16 protein-coding genes and 1 riboswitch are annotated in these 19,359 nt (G+C 41.3%); of the genes, 8 read left to right on the top strand and 8 right to left on the bottom strand.

Annotated features, from left to right (window positions below):
* Positions 1-17 precede the first annotated feature (17 nt).
* From B5X77_RS16270 to B5X77_RS16260, 3 genes are all read right to left on the bottom strand, one after another.
* Complete coding sequence (locus B5X77_RS16270; protein ID WP_139378378.1) at positions 18-830, bottom strand: glycine-rich domain-containing protein; 813 nt, start codon at positions 828-830, stop codon at positions 18-20.
* A gap of 142 nt (positions 831-972) precedes the next feature.
* Positions 973-1,173: a cold-shock protein gene (locus B5X77_RS16265; protein ID WP_079508996.1), complete on the bottom strand. Its 201-nt coding sequence runs from the start codon at positions 1,171-1,173 to the stop codon at positions 973-975.
* A gap of 268 nt (positions 1,174-1,441) precedes the next feature.
* Positions 1,442-2,686, bottom strand: a complete 1,245-nt coding sequence (locus B5X77_RS16260; RefSeq protein ID WP_176167351.1) for a sensor histidine kinase — start codon at positions 2,684-2,686, stop codon at positions 1,442-1,444.
* A gap of 127 nt (positions 2,687-2,813) precedes the next feature.
* On the opposite strand from B5X77_RS16260, the gene B5X77_RS23415 reads away from it, so the two are divergent.
* On the top strand, positions 2,814-2,972 hold the full coding sequence (locus tag B5X77_RS23415; RefSeq protein ID WP_176167350.1) for a hypothetical protein: 159 nt from the start codon (positions 2,814-2,816) through the stop codon (positions 2,970-2,972).
* A gap of 446 nt (positions 2,973-3,418) precedes the next feature.
* Here B5X77_RS23415 and B5X77_RS16255 read toward each other — a convergent pair whose 3' ends face one another.
* Both B5X77_RS16255 and B5X77_RS16250 read right to left on the bottom strand, forming a co-directional pair.
* Complete coding sequence (locus B5X77_RS16255; protein WP_257391836.1) at positions 3,419-4,591, bottom strand: thermonuclease family protein; 1,173 nt, start codon at positions 4,589-4,591, stop codon at positions 3,419-3,421.
* Between the two features lie 135 nt (positions 4,592-4,726).
* Positions 4,727-5,359 (bottom strand): hypothetical protein, encoded by a 633-nt coding sequence (locus tag B5X77_RS16250; RefSeq protein ID WP_079508994.1) that lies wholly within the window; start codon positions 5,357-5,359, stop codon positions 4,727-4,729.
* A gap of 330 nt (positions 5,360-5,689) precedes the next feature.
* Between B5X77_RS16250 and B5X77_RS16245 the strand changes: the two genes are divergently transcribed.
* From B5X77_RS16245 to B5X77_RS16220, 6 genes are all read left to right on the top strand, one after another.
* On the top strand, positions 5,690-7,321 hold the full coding sequence (locus tag B5X77_RS16245; RefSeq protein ID WP_079508993.1) for a M4 family metallopeptidase: 1,632 nt from the start codon (positions 5,690-5,692) through the stop codon (positions 7,319-7,321).
* 346 nt (positions 7,322-7,667) lie between these two features.
* Positions 7,668-7,777, top strand: a riboswitch (SAM riboswitch).
* A gap of 116 nt (positions 7,778-7,893) precedes the next feature.
* On the top strand, positions 7,894-9,009 hold the full coding sequence (locus B5X77_RS16240) for a methionine biosynthesis PLP-dependent protein (RefSeq protein ID WP_079508992.1): 1,116 nt from the start codon (positions 7,894-7,896) through the stop codon (positions 9,007-9,009).
* Positions 9,006-10,190, top strand: a complete 1,185-nt coding sequence (gene metC / locus B5X77_RS16235; protein ID WP_079508991.1) for a cystathionine beta-lyase — start codon at positions 9,006-9,008, stop codon at positions 10,188-10,190. Before B5X77_RS16240 ends, metC begins: the two co-directional genes overlap by 4 nt.
* Positions 10,187-12,049: a bifunctional homocysteine S-methyltransferase/methylenetetrahydrofolate reductase gene (locus tag B5X77_RS16230; protein ID WP_079508990.1), complete on the top strand. Its 1,863-nt coding sequence runs from the start codon at positions 10,187-10,189 to the stop codon at positions 12,047-12,049. The genes metC and B5X77_RS16230 overlap by 4 nt, the downstream gene beginning before the upstream one ends.
* Entirely contained in the window at positions 12,030-15,482 is a 3,453-nt protein-coding gene (metH, locus tag B5X77_RS16225; RefSeq protein WP_079508989.1) for a methionine synthase, read from the top strand. The genes B5X77_RS16230 and metH overlap by 20 nt, the downstream gene beginning before the upstream one ends.
* 151 nt (positions 15,483-15,633) lie before the next feature.
* Positions 15,634-15,852, top strand: a complete 219-nt coding sequence (locus tag B5X77_RS16220) for a hypothetical protein (protein ID WP_257391835.1) — start codon at positions 15,634-15,636, stop codon at positions 15,850-15,852.
* 64 nt (positions 15,853-15,916) lie between these two features.
* Here the strand turns inward: B5X77_RS16220 and B5X77_RS23410 are convergent, their stop codons facing one another.
* Together B5X77_RS23410 and B5X77_RS16215 are read right to left on the bottom strand one after the other, a co-directional pair.
* Positions 15,917-16,072 (bottom strand): hypothetical protein, encoded by a 156-nt coding sequence (locus B5X77_RS23410; protein ID WP_176167349.1) that lies wholly within the window; start codon positions 16,070-16,072, stop codon positions 15,917-15,919.
* A 109-nt stretch (positions 16,073-16,181) separates the two neighbouring features.
* Positions 16,182-17,198, bottom strand: coding sequence for a VanW family protein (locus B5X77_RS16215; RefSeq protein WP_079508988.1), 1,017 nt, complete (start codon positions 17,196-17,198; stop codon positions 16,182-16,184).
* 164 nt (positions 17,199-17,362) lie between these two features.
* On the opposite strand from B5X77_RS16215, the gene B5X77_RS16210 reads away from it, so the two are divergent.
* Positions 17,363-17,794 (top strand): DUF4395 domain-containing protein, encoded by a 432-nt coding sequence (locus B5X77_RS16210; RefSeq protein ID WP_079508987.1) that lies wholly within the window; start codon positions 17,363-17,365, stop codon positions 17,792-17,794.
* 135 nt (positions 17,795-17,929) lie between these two features.
* On the opposite strand, the gene B5X77_RS16205 is transcribed toward B5X77_RS16210, so the two are convergent.
* Positions 17,930-19,278, bottom strand: a protein-coding gene (locus B5X77_RS16205; protein WP_139378312.1) for an IS1182 family transposase whose coding sequence is annotated in 2 segments (ribosomal slippage) — positions 17,930-18,714 and positions 18,714-19,278 — 1,350 coding nt in all. Because the reading frame shifts where the segments join, the coding sequence is not laid out codon by codon here.
* Positions 19,279-19,359 lie beyond the last annotated feature (81 nt).

Below are 19,359 nucleotides of genomic sequence, written 5' to 3'. Positions count from 1 at the left end.
GCAACCGGCAGTTGCATTTAATTGTTCATATAGGCGTATTCCTTTGCATAATTCCAATACTCATCAAAATAAAAATAAGAATAAAACACCATCATCATGCTCAATCCCGACAAATCACCATAAATAGCTGGCCTTTCGAATTTCCCCTTTTTGTTAGTTAAATAGAGATCTTGTGCTTTTTCCAGCTGGGAGCGTAACTGGGTTATTAAATAATCAACAAGAAACTCATTCTCCGAACTGACCCTAAAATATCGCAGCTTTAGCTGTTCATCACTAAGTGAACTGATGGTTCTTAACAATCCTGCATCTAATGGATAATGGAAAAAATCTCCCCATACTTGCCACGTGTATTGTGTAATCTCGAACAACTGGGAAAATATCCAATCAAAAAAAGCACGCTGCTGTGGTTCAGGGTCAGATTCAAGATTTGGCGTGTGATGCAGCATCCCTCCCATATAGCTCTCTGAAAAAGTCTCATATTGCTTCGTGAACATGAGCATTTCATGCCAGACTGCGTCTACTTTAGGACTAAACATTGGCACACTTTTCATAACCGAATTCAGGAGAAAATATCTTTTTAATTCAAATAAACGCCATTCATATTCATCCTCAGTAATATCAGGGTGATCACTTAAATAACGTTTTTTCACTTGATTTGTATACTCATATGAAATTGAATCTTCCAATTTAACAAGGATTTTGTCCGCTGGTACACCTTTAATTAATCCAAGATTTGAGGGGATGTTCTCTTTCAGTAAATATTTCTTTTTAGTTTTGTTCACGGTAAGAAAAATTATTGCTGTTAAAAGTACGGCAGAAATTGATATCATTATGAAAAGTCCCACCATGTCCACCTCACCTTCGAAATTGTTTAACGATAATACGATTGGAATAATGGAAAGGTTTCGAATAGGATGGAACATTTTTAAATAAAAAGCCCAGCCTATTAGGCTGAGCTTTACCTTGGAATTATTATAGTTTAGTAACGTTGGCTGCCTGCGGTCCACGTGCCCCTTCGACTACTTCAAAGGAAACTTCCTGGCCTTCTTCTAATGTTTTGAAGCCTTCTGATTGGATTGCAGAATAATGTACGAAAACATCGTTTCCGTCCTCAGTTTCGATGAATCCAAATCCTTTTTCCGCATTGAACCATTTAACTTTACCATTCTTCATGTGATTAATCCTCCTAGATCGGCCAAACAAGCCATGATTTTATCAGCAAATTCACAACGGTTAGCTCCATTTACATGACTTATTCGAACGTCTTCAAACATTTGAACAAGCAAATTGCAAAGTGCCAAATACGTGTGCAATCAGCTAATTTCAATATAGCAAACTATGGATTTTACTGTCAATACAGTCAAATATAAGGAAAAAAACTTGTTTTTTTCGTATTTTTCAGGAAAGCGATAAAAACAATAGTAACTCTACATCAATCCGGCTAGTGTTCGAAATGATTGAACCTGATATGAAAAGTCGAACCTTTACCGACTTCGCTTTTGATTTCTGCCTTTCCTTTCATTGCACGAATGATGCTGAAAGTGACCATCATTCCCAGCCCTGTTCCTTGCTGCCCTTTTGTTGTATAGTATGGTTCACCAAGACGTACAATTTGCTCTTCGGTCATTCCGATTCCTGTATCCCTCACTAAAATGTGGACCACACTTCCTGTACGGAAAGTGTGGACCGTGAGTTCTCCTCCATCCGGCATTGCCTCTAGTCCATTTTTGATAAGGTTGATGAATGCCTGCTGAAACTTGGATGGATCCCCAAAGATCACTAATCCTGAAGTAAACTTTTTCCTGACTGCCACACCATTTAGATTAGCCATTGGATGAAGTACATTAAGTACCTGGTTAAGTTCCTTTTCAATGTCGATTTCTTCGACTTTCTCAAACGCTGGCCTGGCAAAAGTAAGATAATCATTGATAACCTCTTCTGCCCGATTTAGCTCCTGTACCGCAATATGAATAAACTCTTTCTTCTTTTCAGCAGGATAATCTTGTTCTTTCAGCAACTGCAGAAACCCTTTCACCGTGGTTAGTGGATTTCGGATTTCATGGGAGATTGCTGCGCTAAGGTGGCTGACAGCCTCGATTTTATCTGCCTTTGCAAGCCTCTGGCGGATAATCAATGTTTGCCTGATCGTTTCAATAGAGTAACTGATTAGACCAGTTGTTAATGCTGGAATCAAAATAAAGCTGAGCCACGCTTCAGGATGTCTGATCGGTTGACTGATAACACCGACCATTTCCATCAAGACGAATGAAGTCATGACAGTCAAAAGAATAGAGACACCAACCCTCTGGTTAATTGCAAGCCTGTTAAACCATGGATGCATCCATTTAAACAAGAAAGCAAGAACAATAAAAATAAAGAATGATATCCAAAATCCGTCATCAAACCCTAACAAGCTTCTCATTAAAATGGTTATCCCGGCAAACAAAAAACTATGCCCAGCATATAAACTTCCCAGGATCATCGGTACCTGGCGAAGGTCAAATCGAACACCATCCTGAACCTGTACAGAAAAAATATAACAAGTAAAGATGGATATGATGAAATAAACTATTTGAAGCCTTTGACGACTTTCTTCCTTTACTTGCCTCTCCATAATTAACTGAGTAAAAAATAATAATACAAGAAGAAGCGATAAATTCATTAATAAATGCTTGGTAATTTCCACTGCAACACCACCATATGTATTCATTAAGATAGTATTATAAACCTATGGACAGCGCAAATTTTATCCATTTCAACCTTTCTATACCATTTAATTTACCTTATATTAGTAATTAAGAGGGGGTGTATGGATGCTTTGGATAATCGTTCTGTTATTGCTTCTGATTCTAGCAGATGTTGTAAGATTACATAAAAAAATAGACAAACTTACGAAGTTTCTCAAACCAGAATTACCACCATCAAATGAAGAAATAGAAAAAATGCTAACTTCTGAGGATCATAGCTTGTAGAAATAAAACAATAGGAGTTCGGTTTATATATCATAGAAGAAGTCTTTGAAGAAATTATGAACTATCCTTTTGAATACCCAGATTTTTGTCCATCATAGCCTAAATGTCGAACATTTTTTTGGAATTTTAATTATATTTGTCGGCCATTGCTTCGTTGATGGACAATTTCTGCGATTCTACATAGTTTTTGGTCCATCATATCTTCGATGACGGACAGTTTTTTAGATATTCGGTGAGTTTTTGTCCATCGTAACTTCAATGACAGACAGTTCATTCGATAATCAGTAGGTTTTTGTCCGTCATCACCTCGATGACGGACATCTTTTTCAGATAATCGGGGAATTATTGTCCGTCATAAGATCTATGACGGATATTTTTCCAGATATTCAAAAGATTTATATCCGTCATAAACACATTCATGGAATTTATTGGATTACCCATTTTGATTACCCCCGTCTGCGTTTCTTATTTTTGAAAAGATGAAGTACTTCTATGAGAAATAACAGCAAGGTAATGTAGCATAATAAAGCATAAATTAAGCCAAGCAAGATGTTAAGCCACCATTTTTTGCTCCACAGTCTGTGATAGAACAGCGTACGCTTGCCCAGTGATTTCTTTATGGGGCCAATCAGGTAGAACAATAGTGTGAACAAAACTCCGCTTAAAAACCCACATTGTTTACCTGCATCCTGATGGGACCCTTCCTCCTGGATGCCCCCCTCCTTCTTGTCCGCTTCTTCTATTTCTTTATCTTTCGTTTCTTGCTCTTGTTGGTTTTTGTCGACATCCTTTTTTGGTTTATCCTCTTGTTTGTTTCCCTCTTCTCTCTTATTAGCAGCCTCATTTTCAGACTTTGCTGCTGGATTCACGCCAGCATACATTCCTTTTCCATTTTCTTTTGCAAAGTCCATTGCAGACCATATACGGTTTTCGTAATTATAGCTTCCGTAATCGTAGAAGTCTTCGACAAGTCCTGCCTTCGTAATTTCTTCCTGGTGAAGCTTATTTCCTACCCAAACCCAAGCGAGGAGACGGTCATATTTATCAAACAGATTCCCCCCATCGGTTTCCAGCTTAATTTCCCCCTGCCTTAAAAATGAACATGTATATTGGGCGGCTTCTGGTCCGAATGGCTCCTTCGTCCTGGTGCTTTCTGGAGTATCAATGTAAAGGAAACGTGTTTTATAAGCTTTTCCATTAATGGTAAAAACAGCAGTATCGCCGTCTGTGCATTCAGCTAATTCCGCCTCATAGGTTTTGCCGAGCTGCAACTTGCCTCCTGAAGCTTCTGTTTTTGGCATTGTTTTTCCCTCTGTATTTGAAGTAACCTTTCCTTCACCCTGGAACTCAAAGCCTCCCAAATCAATCATTTCTTTACTCAGACCTGCAGTACAATCAGTGTTATTATTATACTGCTGAATAAGGCCGATCAATTCATCGATGGAAGATGCTTCTCTGGTCAGTGATGTTGGTTCATGAAGTAGATACATACAATCCCCGTTGCTGAAATGTCCTCCAAGTTCATCTCGATAGCCATTATGGGCCAATACAAGGTTTGGCAAAATAAAAAACATCATAAGGGTCGGAAAAATTATTCTTGAATTCATTATGTATCTCACTGTTGTTCCCCCTTTTATCCCTCCTACTATACCAAAATAGTTAAAGCTGGTGAACTTAAAAAAACAGCTTCACGCAGAAGCTGTTTTGAGTCAGGTTAGTCTCTTTTGAATCTGTTCTCTGGTCATTTCTATCTTTCATGGTAAAACAAAGAGGTATTGAATCAAATCTTCTAATAAGTCCATTACTAATTCAGACATTTCATCATCCATCTCAGCTTCCAGCTCAAGCATTTTATGAAGTGTTTTTTCAGGTGCCAACAACGGACTTAATGAAGTAACTTGACTGACTAAATTAATATGTTCTAGGAGTATTTCGAACTGTTGGTTAAGGGGCAGGCCTTTCGCTTTGTCTCCCAAAAAGTTTTTAAGTACATTTTCTAATACCCGTTTAGCCAATACAGCAGTCGCGGTATTTTCTTTTGACAGGTGGACGCTGACAGCAGATTTATAAGCCCTTACCAATTCTTCTGGCATTCCCGGAATATAGTCAATCTGGCTCAAAGCATCTGTTGAACGGTGAGGATCATATATGTACACATCAGGATGCGGATCATTTTCCTTTGTAATAATGATAAAAGGAACACTATGTTTGCACGAAGGGCAAGTACTTTCGGTCATCAATCCATGTTTGCTGCTCTGATAAGTAGATTTGAGCACAAATTCAACTTTCTCTTTACAAACGGGACATACATTTCTAATATTCTTAGGGACTTTTAAATGTCCAAACTGTGTATAAACTGAAATCGAACCGGGAAAGATCCGCCTCATTCTTCGTGCCCCTTTCTAAGATACAGATGCTTTTAGTTTTCTTATCATTTCAATTTTTATCCATGTAAATATATAACCTTAAAAGGCGAAATAAAAACTTTTATCATCCTATTTAATTTAAATTAAATTAGATGCCAATTTCCCTCTCTCTCTTGAATTAATTCCATTATTTTACTCATTCACAGCCGTTTCTTCACCCCGAAAATTTTCCCAATAAAGATTTTCGACAATGTTAGACTTTATTGTTGTAATGTTCAGAATATTGAAGTATAACTATGTTCATCTACTAATTTTTATTAGCTAGAATTCGATATTTCAGGAGGAATTCATTTGAAGAAAAAAGTAGTTTCCTTAGGTTTAACAGCAAGTCTCGCAATTAGCGGATTGGTTGCAGCTACAGGCTTTGCAGCGCCAAACGAAGATTCTCCATCCAAGAAGTTCACTAAGAGCCATGGAGCACCAGAATTTGTAGCCGGAAAGCTGACAAACGCCTCCGAGAAAGCCGCAAAGGATATTGTCCTTGGTTATTTAAATGCTTCAAAAGGAAAATATAATTTAAGCATTAATGATAGTTTTGTAGTGAAATCGCAAGAAGCGGACAAGCTTGGCGGTGATGTTGTCCGTCTGCAGCAAGTCTACAATGGAGTACCTGTCTGGGGAGCTACACAGGTTGGCAGAGTGGATGAAGAAGGAGTTCTTCAAGTTTTCAGCGGTACAGTAAATAAGGGTCTGGAACAAAAAATTGTGAAAGCTTCCAATAAGAAATCACAAAGAGATGCGATTGCAGCAGCTGAAAAAGATTTAGGTTTCAAACCAGCTTATGAAGTGTCTCCTTCTGCTGAATTGGTGGTTTATCCTACAGAAGAACAGGCTGTTTATGCTTACCATGTAACATTGAATTTCCTTAGTCCTGAGCCAGGCAATTACCAGTACTTTATCAACGCGGTAACAGGTGAAATTATCAATAAGTATAATGCCATTGATACTGCTGGTAAAACCAACCCGTCCTTAAGCGGTACGAATACTGTAGGGTCAGGTATTGGAGTGCTGGGTGATCTTAAGACATTGAATACCCTTCTTTCAAATAGCTCCTATTATTTACAGGACAATACTCGCGGAAATGGTGTATTTACTTATGATGCAAAGAACCGTCAGACAACTCCTGGCACCCTGTGGGCCGATGCAGATAATAATCTGAATGCAGCATATGACGGAGCGGCTGTTGATGCACATTTTTATGCAGGTCTTACCTATGATTACTATAAAAACACATTTAGCCGCAATTCATATGATAATAGAGGTGCAGCGCTGAAATCCACAGTCCACTACGGCAGAAGTTATAACAATGCGTTCTGGAACGGGCAGCAAATGGTTTATGGTGATGGAGATGGCACAACGTTCATTCCGCTTTCCGGCGGGCTTGATGTTGTGGCACACGAATTGACACACGCTGTGACCGACTTCAGTTCTGACCTAGTCTATCAGTATGAGTCAGGTGCCTTGAACGAAGCAATTTCCGATATTTTCGGCACACTTACTGAATTCCATGGAAACAATAGCCCTGATTTCGAGATTGGTGAAGATATCTACACACCAAAAACTGCTGGTGATGCCCTTCGCTCTATGAGCGATCCAACAAAATATGGCGACCCAGATCACTACTCCAAGAGATATACTGGTACTTCAGACAATGGCGGGGTACACACAAATAGTGGTATCATCAACAAAGCGGCTTACCTTATCAGTGAAGGCGGCTCACATTATGGAGTTTCAGTCACAGGAGTAGGAACAGATAAAATGGGTGCGATTTTCTATCGTGCAAACACTGTATATTACACCACTTCAACGAACTTCAGCCAGGCAAGAGCAGGGGCTGTACAAGCTGCTAAAGACCTTTATGGAGCAACCTCCGCTGAGGCAGCAGCAGTCAATAAGGCTTTTGATGCTGTAGGAATATATTAATAGATTCATGTTTCACTAGACTGGCTATCATTTAGATGAGCCGGTCTTTTTTATTTTTCTGCATGGTTGGATTTGATTGAACATGTTGAACGCCTCTTTTGATCGAATACTTAATTTTATGGTGCCAATAATTTGTCTTCGTGACCTTTATTGATGAGTATTCCTGTTAATAAGGCGCCAATTAAGCCCTTATAATCAAAGTTGCCTCCCCTTTTCCCCTTCTTCGTATATCGAATAGTCTCTGCGAAGATTTTTTCATATTTACTTTAACGCATTAATAAAATGATTGACATTCATTAATAAGAGCTGTAATATTTAGAGAAATTTAATAATTCTATTTTATGAAATCTTATCCAGAGAAGCTGAGGGTCCTGGCCCGATGAAGCTTCAGCAACCATCAACTTTGTTGAAAAGGTGCTAATTCCAGCAAGTTTTAAAAAACTTGGCAGATAAGAAGAATGGCTGATACTGCAAAAGTCTTCTTCTTAAGAAGGCTTTTTTTGTTTTTATTTTAGAAGATTAAAAGAAAACAATCTTTGCTGAATGCCTATCAATCATTAGGAGTGAGTAAATTGGTCAATATCGATACGAAGCTAGCACAGCTAGGCAACAGGAGTGAAACTGCAACAGGTGCTGTAAATCCTCCTATTTATTTAACAACAGCTTACCGACATGAAGGGATTGGAGAATCAAGCGGTTATGATTACGTCAGGACAGGAAATCCTACCCGCGAAATTCTGGAAAAAGCAATTGCTGACCTTGAAGAAGGTGATAAAGGATTTGCCTGCAGCTCTGGAATGGCGGCGATTTGGACCATACTTGCGTTATTCCAGAACGGGGACGAATGGATTGTTTCAAAAGATTTGTATGGCGGTACATATCGACTTCTTGAGCAAGGATTTAAAAAGTGGGGCTTAAAAAGTACATATGCCGACATGTCCAGTCTCAGTGAGATCAAATCTGCGATCACTCCCGAAACAAAGGCGCTATTTGTGGAAACACCGACAAACCCTTTAATGGAACAAGCAGATATTGCGGCAATTGCCCAAATTGCCAAAGAAAACGGGATCCTACTGATAGTGGATAATACTTTCTACACTCCCCTGCTCCAAAAACCTTTAACTTTAGGTGCTGATATTGTTGTCCATAGTGCCACCAAATATCTTGGCGGGCACAATGATGTCCTGGCAGGGCTGATAGTGGCCAGAGGCGATAGCATTTGTAAATCACTCTCCCTTCACCATAATGGAGGCGGAGCTGTACTTAGTCCGTTCGACTCCTGGCTTCTTATCAGAGGCATGAAGACCCTGTCATTAAGGATGGAGCGCCATGAACGAAATGCCAGGGCGCTGGTTGAATATTTGCAAGGTCATTATGCTGTGAAAGACGTCCTTTATCCAGGCAGAGGCGGAATGATTTCCTTCAGAGTCCAGTCTCCAGCAATGGTGAATCCATTTTTAAAGAATCTTTCCACTATCACTTTTGCCGAAAGCCTTGGCGGAGTGGAGAGTTTCATCACCTACCCGGCCACACAAACACATGCAGATATTCCTGTTGAGGTTCGTGAACAAATAGGTGTTTGTGACCGTCTGCTGCGATTCTCTGTTGGAATTGAAGATTATGAAGACTTAATCGTTGATCTTGAAACGGCTTTTAAAAAGGCCCATGAGGAGGCAGGAGTCATATGAGTCACCAATACACCTTTGAAACAAGCCTGCTCCATAACAACTACAAAATAGATCCGGCGACTGGCGGAGTGAGTGTTCCGATCCAGCATGCTTCTACTTTCCACCAGACTTCCACGGATCATTTCGGAAAATATGATTACAGCCGCAGCCTTAATCCAACCAGGGAGGCCCTTGAGGATATCATCGCTGAACTCGAAGGCGGAGTTCGGGGTTTTGCTTTTTCTTCCGGGATGGCAGCCATCTCCACTGCGTTCTTGCTCCTTTCAAAAGGGGATCATGTAGTAATCACCGAGGATGTGTATGGAGGTACATATCGGATGGTTACACAGGTTCTGAACAGATTCGGGATTGAACATACATTTGTGGATATGACTGATCTGGAGGCCGTGGAACGGGCCATACGCCCAAACACTGCACTTCTGTATGCAGAGACACCAAGTAACCCGCTGCTGAAGGTAACCGACGTACATGCAATCAGCAAGATTGCTAAAAACCACGGAGCTTATACTTTTGTCGATAATACGTTCATGACTCCCCTCTTGCAGCGGCCGCTTGATCTTGGAGCAGATATAGTGCTTCATAGTGCAACAAAGTTTCTATCCGGCCACAGTGATACTGTAGCTGGTCTTGCTGTAGTGAAGGATGAATACCTGGCAGACAGACTATATTCCCTCCAGAATTCGTTTGGCGCGATCCTTGGTGTTCAGGATGCCTGGCTTGTTATGAGAGGAATAAAGACTTTATCTGTAAGAATGAAGCAATCACAAGAGAGCGCAGGAAGGATTGCAGATTTCCTAAAGAAACAGCCTTCGATTAAAAACGTATTTTATCCTGGTTTGGATAGCCACCCTCAATTTAGCCTTCATGCTAAGCAGGCAGGTGGTCCAGGAGCTGTTCTTTCATTCGAGTTTGAAAATCCGGATCTCCTCCCGGCGTTTATCCATCGGGTGAAATTACCTATATTTGCAGTCAGCCTTGGGGCGGTAGAGTCCATCCTCTCTTACCCAGCAAAAATGTCACATGCAGCAATGCCGGTGGAAGAACGCAAGCTCCGCGGCATTAGCGATGGCCTCCTCCGGCTTTCAGTGGGCCTTGAAAATGCCGATGACTTGATAACGGACTTCCAGAAGGCACTGCATGGTATAGAAAAACAAGCTGTTAATGGGGAGTGTGTAAGATGAGTTTCCTGAAAAGATTGGAAAATGAAATTTTAATTGCAGATGGTGCAATCGGTACTCTCCTCCATTCCTATGGAGCTGGCACATGCTTCGAAGAATTAAGTATTTCACAGCCTGATGCCATAGAAAGGATCCATAAGGCGTATATAGCTGCTGGTGCTGACCTGATCCAGACGAATACATATGCAGCCAATTATATAAAACTAGAAAGATATGGACTTGAAGACCACGTGAAGGAAATTAATAGCGCCGCAGTTCGGCTCGCTCGTCTGGCTGCAGGAAATGAAGCTTATGTCCTTGGAACAATTGGCGGCAATCGCGGCATCAGGCCTTCTGCAATTCCGATTGAAGAAATTAAACGAAGCTTCAGGGAGCAGCTCTATTGCCTTCTTCTTGAAGGGGTTGACGGGCTCTTGCTAGAAACTTTTTATGATATGGAAGAAATAGAAACAGTTCTCGAAATCGCTAGAAAGGAAACAGATTTGCCGATAATCGCCCAGGTTTCACTTCAGGAAATTGGAATTATGCAGGACCAGACCCCTCTTCAGGTGGTTTTCAATAGACTAGAAGACTTCGGTGCTGATATTGTAGGACTTAACTGCAGACTTGGACCGCACCATATGATTTCGAGCCTGGAGCAGATCGAGCTTCCATCAAAGCCCTTCCTTTCTGCGTACCCAAATGCTGGGCTCCCAGCCTATACCGATGGAAAGTTCCATTATGAGGGAGACCCCGAATATTTCAAAAAAGCCGCCCACAGCTTCCGGGACCAGGGAGTCAGGCTTATCGGGGGCTGTTGCGGAACAACACCTGAACATATCAAAGCATTTGCTGACGAATTAAAGGGACTGCAGCCAGTTACAGAAAAGAAAAAGGCTGTAAAAAGAGCCAGGGTAGTCGTTTCTCCTGTTGATATTAAAAGGCAAGAAGCCCCGCTTCAGGAAGTAGTAAAAGAACGGCCTTCTGTCATTGTCGAGCTGGACTCTCCGCGAAAGCTAGACACGACAAGATTTTTTGAAGGAGCGAAGGCCTTAAAAGAATCTGGAATAGACGCTCTGACTCTGGCGGATAATTCTCTAGCTTCACCAAGAATATCCAATGCAGCTATCGGCCATCTTGTCAAAGAAAAAATCGGCATGCGCCCGCTGGTGCACCTGACATGCCGGGACCGGAATATTATTGGTCTTCAGTCACATTTAATGGGCCTGCACACACTTGGCCTTCATGATGTCTTAGCAGTGACAGGCGACCCTGCTCGTGTTGGGGATTTTCCTGGAGCCTCTTCAGTTTTTGATGTATCTTCCTTCGAATTAATCGAGATGATCAAACAATTCAACTCAGGCCTCTCGTACTCGGGTAAGGATTTGGGCCAGAAGGGCGCTTTTTCTATCGGTGCAGCTTTTAATCCGAATGTTCGCTCCCTCGACAAGGCTGTCATGAGGATGGAAAAGAAAATTCGTGCCGGAGCCGATTACTTTATTACCCAGCCGGTTTATTCAGAAAAGATGCTTCTGGATGTTCATGAAGCAACAAAACATCTCAATACGCCTGTTTATATAGGGCTCATGCCACTGACTAGCAGCAGGAATGCTGAATTCCTTCATAATGAAGTTCCCGGAATCAAGATTTCACAGGAAATCCTTGATATCATGGCGAAATTCAATAATGAACCGCTTCAGTCCAAGAAGGAAGGCATAGCTATCACAAAAGGCTTGATTGAGGCTGCTGCAGAGTTATTCAATGGTATCTATTTAATTACACCTTTCATGAATTATGAGATGAGTGTCGAGCTATCATGCTATGCAAAAGAATACAGCAGCCTTCTACAGAGGAGGAAACAAAATGTCAACCTTGTTAACTGAGCAGATGAAGAAAAAAATCCTGATTATGGATGGGGCTATGGGAACGATGCTCCAGCAGGCCAATCTTTCACCGGATGTTTTTGGCGGTGAAGAATTTGATGGCTGTAATGAAATTTTGAATCTTACTGCACCAGACGTGATTGAAAATATACATCGCGAATATTTTCTTGCAGGCGCAGACATTGTAGAAACAAATACCTTCGGCGCGACTAGTTTAGTCTTGGAGGAATACGGTATAGGCCACAAAGCATATGAAATCAATAAGGAAGCTGCCCTGATTGCCAGGAAAGCCGCAGATGAGGCAGCCTCCCCTTCACAACCCCGTTTTGTCGCTGGATCAATGGGACCAACGACTAAAACATTGAGTGTAACCGGCGGTGCTACTTTCGATCAAATGTCGAATGCTTACGAAGAACAGGCCCTCGGGCTGATAGATGGCAAAGTCGATATGCTGCTGCTTGAAACAAGCCAGGATCTGCTGAATGTTAAAGCAGCCTATACTGGTATCCAGCGAGCTTTCAAACAAAGCGGAACAGAACTGCCGCTAATGATTTCTGCCACAATCGAACCAATGGGAACCACACTTGCCGGCCAATCCATTGAAGCTTTCTATATTTCAGTTCAGCATATGAATCCGATCGCCATTGGCCTGAACTGTGCAACAGGTCCGGAATTCATGCAAGAACACCTGCGCTCTCTTTCCTCCCTCTCCCATTCTGCTGTCAGCTGTTATCCTAATGCTGGGCTGCCGGATGAGGAAGGTCAATATCATGAGACACCCGATACACTTGCGCAAAAGCTTTCCGATTTTGCCAAACAAGGGTGGCTTAATATCGTGGGTGGCTGCTGCGGTACTACTCCAGCACATATTAAGGCGATTTCGGAAAGAATGAAGGAACGCCAGCCAAGGCTGACAGAAAAAAATAATTTTCATATGGTATCTGGTATTGAACCTTTTATTTATGATGATCCAACATTAAGGCCGATCATGGTTGGCGAACGGACGAATGTCATCGGATCACGAAAATTCAAGCGGTTGATTTCCGAAGGGAAAATAGAAGAAGCAGCAGAAATTGGAAGAGCTCAAGTTAAAAATGGGGCCCATGTCATCGATATTTGCCTGGCTGACCCGGACAGAGATGAACTGAGTGATATGGAAGTGTTCATTAAGGAAGTTGTTAAAAAGGTGAAGGTTCCGCTTGTGATTGATTCAACTGATGATGCAGTCATTGAAAAAGCCCTAAGCTTTTCACAGGGTAAGGCGATTATTAATTCCATCAATCTGGAAGATGGAGAAGAACGCTTTGAGTCTGTCGCTGAATTGATTCACAAATATGGTGCTGCAGTAGTAGTCGGCACGATTGATGAAGAAGGTATGGGTGTTACGGCAGAGAGGAAGCTGGAGATAGCCCAGCGCTCATATGATCTGCTTGTCAATAAATATAAGGTGCCAGCACAGGATTTGATTTTTGATCCGCTCGTCTTCCCTGTCGGCACCGGGGATGAGCAATATATAGGTTCAGCAAAAGCTACAGTCGACGGTATCAGGATGATCAAGGAAACTTTTCCGGAGACACAGACTATCCTGGGAATTAGCAATGTTTCCTTTGGTTTGCCTCCCGTGGGTCGAGAAGTATTGAACTCTGTTTTTCTTTATCACTGCACTCAGGCTGGTCTTGACTATGCAATTGTGAATACTGAAAAGCTCGAGCGTTTTGCTTCAATAAGTCCTGAAGAAGTTAGGATGGCTGAGGAGTTGTTATTTAACACAACAGATTCGACACTTGCAGTATTCACTGATTTTTATCGGGATAAAAAGAAAGAAACAAAAAGCGCCCTGCCCGACCTTACTCTGGAAGAAAGGCTGGCCTATTATGTTGTAGAAGGTACGAAGGAAGGCCTGCTCCCCGACCTGGAGATAGCCCTGGGTGCTTTCCCTGCCCCGCTCGATATTATTAACGGTCCATTAATGGACGGGATGAAAGAAGTGGGCAGACTGTTCAATGACAATCAATTGATTGTTGCTGAAGTCCTACAGAGTGCAGAGGTGATGAAAGCTGCAGTCTCTTATCTTGAGCCGCATATGGAGAAGAATGATTCAACCGCTGCAAAGGGAAAAGTCCTTCTGGCTACAGTAAAAGGCGATGTTCATGATATTGGAAAGAACCTTGTTGATATCATCCTGAGCAACAATGGATATAATGTCATCGACCTTGGGATCAAAGTTGCACCTACTGCCCTGATTGAGGCAATTAAAAAGGAAAAGCCAGACATAGTCGGTCTTTCGGGTCTGCTTGTAAAATCTGCACAGCAAATGGTATTAACCGCACATGATATGAAGCAAGCAGGCATAGACCTTCCTATACTCGTCGGAGGCGCTGCCCTTTCAAGGAAGTTCACGGATACAAAAATCGCACAAGAATATGATGGATTGGTCCTTTATGCGAAAGATGCCATGAATGGCCTTTCTATTGCGAACCAACTGCGTGAACCTGGAGGCTATGAACAATTTGTGAGGGAACAAAAGGAAAAGCAGGATACAATATTGAGCAAGCAAGACTTCCAAGTGCCAGGGAGAAAATCAGCTACCGCTGTTCTGGATCGCCCAAAAGCTATTGCAAAGGCACCTATATTTATACCGCAGGATCTGAATAGGCATCTCGTAAAATCATACTCCCTTTCACACATCGAGCCCTATATCAACCAGCAGATGCTGTTAGGACATCACCTTGGACTGAAAGGAAAAGTAGAAAAATTGCTGGCTGAATCAAATGAAAAGGCAATCAAGCTGCATGAGGTTGTGCAATCTCTGATAAGAGAAGCAAAAGCAAACGATTGGATCAAGCCTGCCGCCGTCTATCAGTTCTTCCCTGCCCAGTCGGATGGGGATAAACTGCATATTTTCAACCCTGAGCAACAGGACCAGATCATTGAAACCTTTGAGTTCCCACGCCAGGAGGTTTCTCCTGGTCTTTGTCTCGCAGATTACGTACGCCCTGTTACAGACGGAAAAAAGGATTATGTAGCGATGTTCGCGGTAACCGCAGGATCAGGAATCCGACAGGCTGCAGAAAAGCTGAAAAGCAAAGGTGAATTCCTGGAAAGTCACGCCCTTCAAGCCCTTGCTCTTGAAACTGCCGAAGGTTTTGCAGAGTTGCTTCATCGCCAAATACGAGATCGCTGGGGATTTCCAGACACACCGGAAATGACAATGAAGGATCGATTTGCGGCTAAATACCAGGGTCAGCGTTTTTCCTTCGGATACCCTGCCTGTCCAGATTTGGAAGATCAAAAGAAGCTGTTCAACCTCCTCAAGCCAGAGGAAATCGGCATACAATTGACCGAAGGCTGCATGATGGAACCCGAAGCTTCGGTAACGGCCATTGTATTCTCACATCCGGAAGCCAGGTATTTCAATGTATTGAAGAATTAGAAGTTTTGCAAGAGGAGGTGATCTCCTCTTGCTTTTTTGTTGGTATCTTTTAAAATTGCATTTAAAAAAATAGATTTGTTTTAACAGAAATGGATAATTAAACTGAATTTGGTAAATGTTATATCCATAAAGAAATCCTGGAGGGTATTTTGTGGAATATAGAAATAATATGGAGTTTGAAATTAAAAATGGATTTATGCCAAATATATACAACTCAAATCGGTTGAAGGTTATAGAGGTTACAGACAATAGTGTGATAATAAAAATGAATAATGCAGAAAATCGAAGTGTCTTTCCTGTTGATCACCTAAATTATTGGATTAAGCGTGGACTGCTGGTAAATGTAAATGAAAAGAAACGGACCTCCTAAAAATCTAAAAATTAATATTTATAGAAAACAGCGGCTATCTCAGCCGCTGTTTTCTGGTGTAAATCTATTTTAAACCATTTTCCCTCTTCAATTCCTTCAGCCATTTAAAGCCGTGCATTTGCGGATATAATTTATACGTTTCTTTGAAGATTGCTCTTCTCTGCATTTCCTCCTGCTTTGAATTCCAAATATATTGCAGCGCCAAATAATTCATATGCATTGCGAACGCCTCCCTTATCCTTAATTCAATAATAAGGGAAAGTATATTTGGAAACATTCACCACACGTATGATTGTTTCTCCGCCTTATGGCGGATTATTTTTAAGACTTTAAATTCCTTTTTTTATTTGAGTTTCATATTCTTTTGAAGTTCTTATTTCTACAGTGAGGCTGCCTTTACCGACAATTGCTTTTAGCAATAATGGAACACCTGTGGTGTTTTCAAACCTAAAATCCTTGCCTCCATAAGAAACTGTTGCATCCCTTCCTTTTGGCACATATCCTACTGAAAGGGAATGATGATGCTTTTCCACATAACCCACACCGAGACCATCCACTGCATTAAATAATGTTGAAGAAGTCTGGCAAATACCTCCTCCAATACCCATGACGACTTTTTTATTCACTATTTCCTCTGCTGGCTGATATCCATGGGCCTCATCACTTGGACCAACAGTTGTATTGAATGAAAAGATATCCCCCACTCCCAGAATGACATTATTAATTGCTTGAGCAGAAAGTTCAATATTCTTTGTTCTGCCTGCAACAGCAGGATTAAAATAAGTAGTATATTTACCTACAACCACTTCATCAAGATTGGCTGCATCGTTGGTTTCATACCCGCTCGCCGTTACATAGAGTGGCAACTCGACAGTTCCCCCTTTTTCCGAAGCTTTGAGGATGTTTTCAACCAGTTCCGCTTCCTCCAAAATGATCAGCGGACTCCCTTTTATTACCTGGCCATCAGGACCGAGCTTATCCGGAATCATCCGTCTGTCAAATCCTGGTGCAGTTTCTGTCCCGCGAGCCAGTTCACCAGCCAATTTCTCCAATTCTGATTTGTAATGAACATCATCAGTCCCATAACCCATTTCAACTGGTGTAATGGACCGGACTACCTCCTGGGAGGTTGGCTCAATGACATCAATCACTATTGGTTTAATCTCTTCGGGTTTCTTATCCGCTTGTTCCGTTTCTTCCTTGGCTTTCTCGTCCTCATTTTGCTCCGTTTGTTGAGCTCCGCTATTTTTAGATTCGACTTTCTCCGAACTTTGCTGTGTACAACCAGCCAATCCAATAAAAACAGCTATTAACAAAATCCATACACCCTTAAAAAAATGACCCATACTTTCCCCCATCTTTTCTATATATATTTTAAACGGCATTCCATTATATTCAGGAATACTTTTCCATATTTCAAAAACATAGATAAATTTTATACCTGCCCCTTAACATTTCAAAGAAAACACGGTAAAATACATATAAACCAATAAGAAAGGTCGGATTAAATTTGACTAATGAATTACGCTCGATTCCTCAGCCGTTGGTTAGGACAAATCAGTGGTTCATTGTTATTAGTGTGATTACTGCCTGGTTCACAGGTTTTGAATGGATATTGAGTGTACCTTTAGCAGCAGGATTGTCAGGATTGATGTTCGGTTATAATCCCGTAATGAGGGCAGCAAGACATTTTTTGAAAAAAGATCCGTCAAAATATATACCTGAAGACTGGGAGCAACAACAATTCAATCAAAAAATTGCCGTTATTTGTTTAGCAGGAGGCCTTGTTTCGTTTGCGGCTGGATATACAGCTATAGGTTACTTTTTTACAATTATGGTTGCACTCGCAGCGTTTATAGCCATCCTTGGATTCTGTATCGGCTGTTTCATCCGGTTCCAATGGACGAAATACAGGGCAGGAAAGCGCACATCGACTACCTAAAAGAGACCATCACTGGTCTCTCAGCTTGTGGAGAAAGGTACTATTTTTTTCTTCCACAAGCTTTTTTTTATTGGGTAACTTTCTTTTTTATGGACATATTCACCTTTTGAGTTAGGAAACGACTGATCGCCACCATTATCCTAGCTTGGCTAGGTGTGTGGCGATCTTTTTTATATTCTGACACGCTGCGGTGAGTAACACCTGCTCACTCGCATTGTGTAAGCCCCGCAACCGGCAATAGCGAAGCCCATGCAGTTCTTTCGAATCTGCGAAGCTTCGCTCGACTTTTTCTTTTCTATATTTATAAAGCATTTTTCCGGAGAGGGAGAGTCTGTTTAGGCGGACCTTTTCCTTGAAGTCCTCCCACACATGACGAGTTATGACCTTTTGTTTATTTTTTGATCTTGTGCACTCCTTCAGGAGTGGGCATTCTGAACATTTTTTAGAGTCGGACTTATATTCACGGTATCCATCTCTTGTTGTGGTGCGGTAAACCAACTCTTGGTCATTAGGACAAGTATAGATGTCTTGTTCTTTGTCATATGTAAACTTCCATTTTGGGAAAAGACCTTTTGTTGGCTGATATCTCCGATGGGCAATTACACCAAAAATACTTCGGTCGTGTAGACCTTTACAAATTGGATTTGTTAAATATCCTGAGTCGAGCGCCACAGCTTCTACTTTAAATCCAAAACGATCAATTTGACGATCCAATCTAGAAAGGTAAGGGACAGAGTCATGGACATTTCCAGGTGTTACATAGGCATCTGTTATGATATTAAACTTCATATCTGTTGTTCGGTGGTCCAGATAACAGAACATTTCCTGCTTATTATCTCTGGACATGAAGCCACAATCAGGATCGGTTGTACTTTTTCGAATTTCCTTGGTCTCTGTCACCTCCTCTCTTTCTTTTAGTGCTTTTTTCCGTGGTTTGTTCTATCTTCATCAACAGCTTTATTGAGTTCTTCTATGTATTCCCTAGTCTCGATTTCGATTTCTTCACGAGTAAATTTGTGTTTATTTGCATTGGCTTTAAGGTGAGTGGAGTCAGTAAATAACACCCTTCCACCCACCATTTTATGATTAATGGCCAGAAGGACAATTTCATCAAAGATCTCTTGAAAGATGTTCGTATCCTTAAAACGTTTTCGTCGATTCCAACTGATTGTCGAATGATCTAGTACTGGATCATTCAGCTTTAAACCCAGGAACCACCTGTAGGCAACATTCATCTGAACTTCCCGTTCTAATTGTCGTTCAGAACGAATGCCATAAAAATAACCAATGAACATCATCTTAAAAAGCATAATAGGGTCCGAAGGGCGACCGTTATTCTCAGAATAAAATGGACGGACTTTTTTCTCGATAAAAGAAAAATCTATGTACTTATCAACCTTTCGTAGAAAGTGGTCCTCAGGGACCAAGTCTTCAATGAAAACAAATTCAGCTTCATTTTGTGAATCTCTTCTAGGTCTGAACATCCAATCCACCATCCTCAGTAGTATTACTAATATTATAACAAATTAACGCGGTGAATTGATGAAGTTATTAATGAAAAATAT

It is taken from the genome of Mesobacillus jeotgali, from assembly GCF_900166585.1.
Taxonomy (GTDB): domain Bacteria; phylum Bacillota; class Bacilli; order Bacillales; family Cytobacillaceae; genus Mesobacillus; species Mesobacillus jeotgali_A.
Note: the sequence above shows the minus strand (reverse complement) of the source record. Positions and strands in the feature narration are given on the sequence as shown.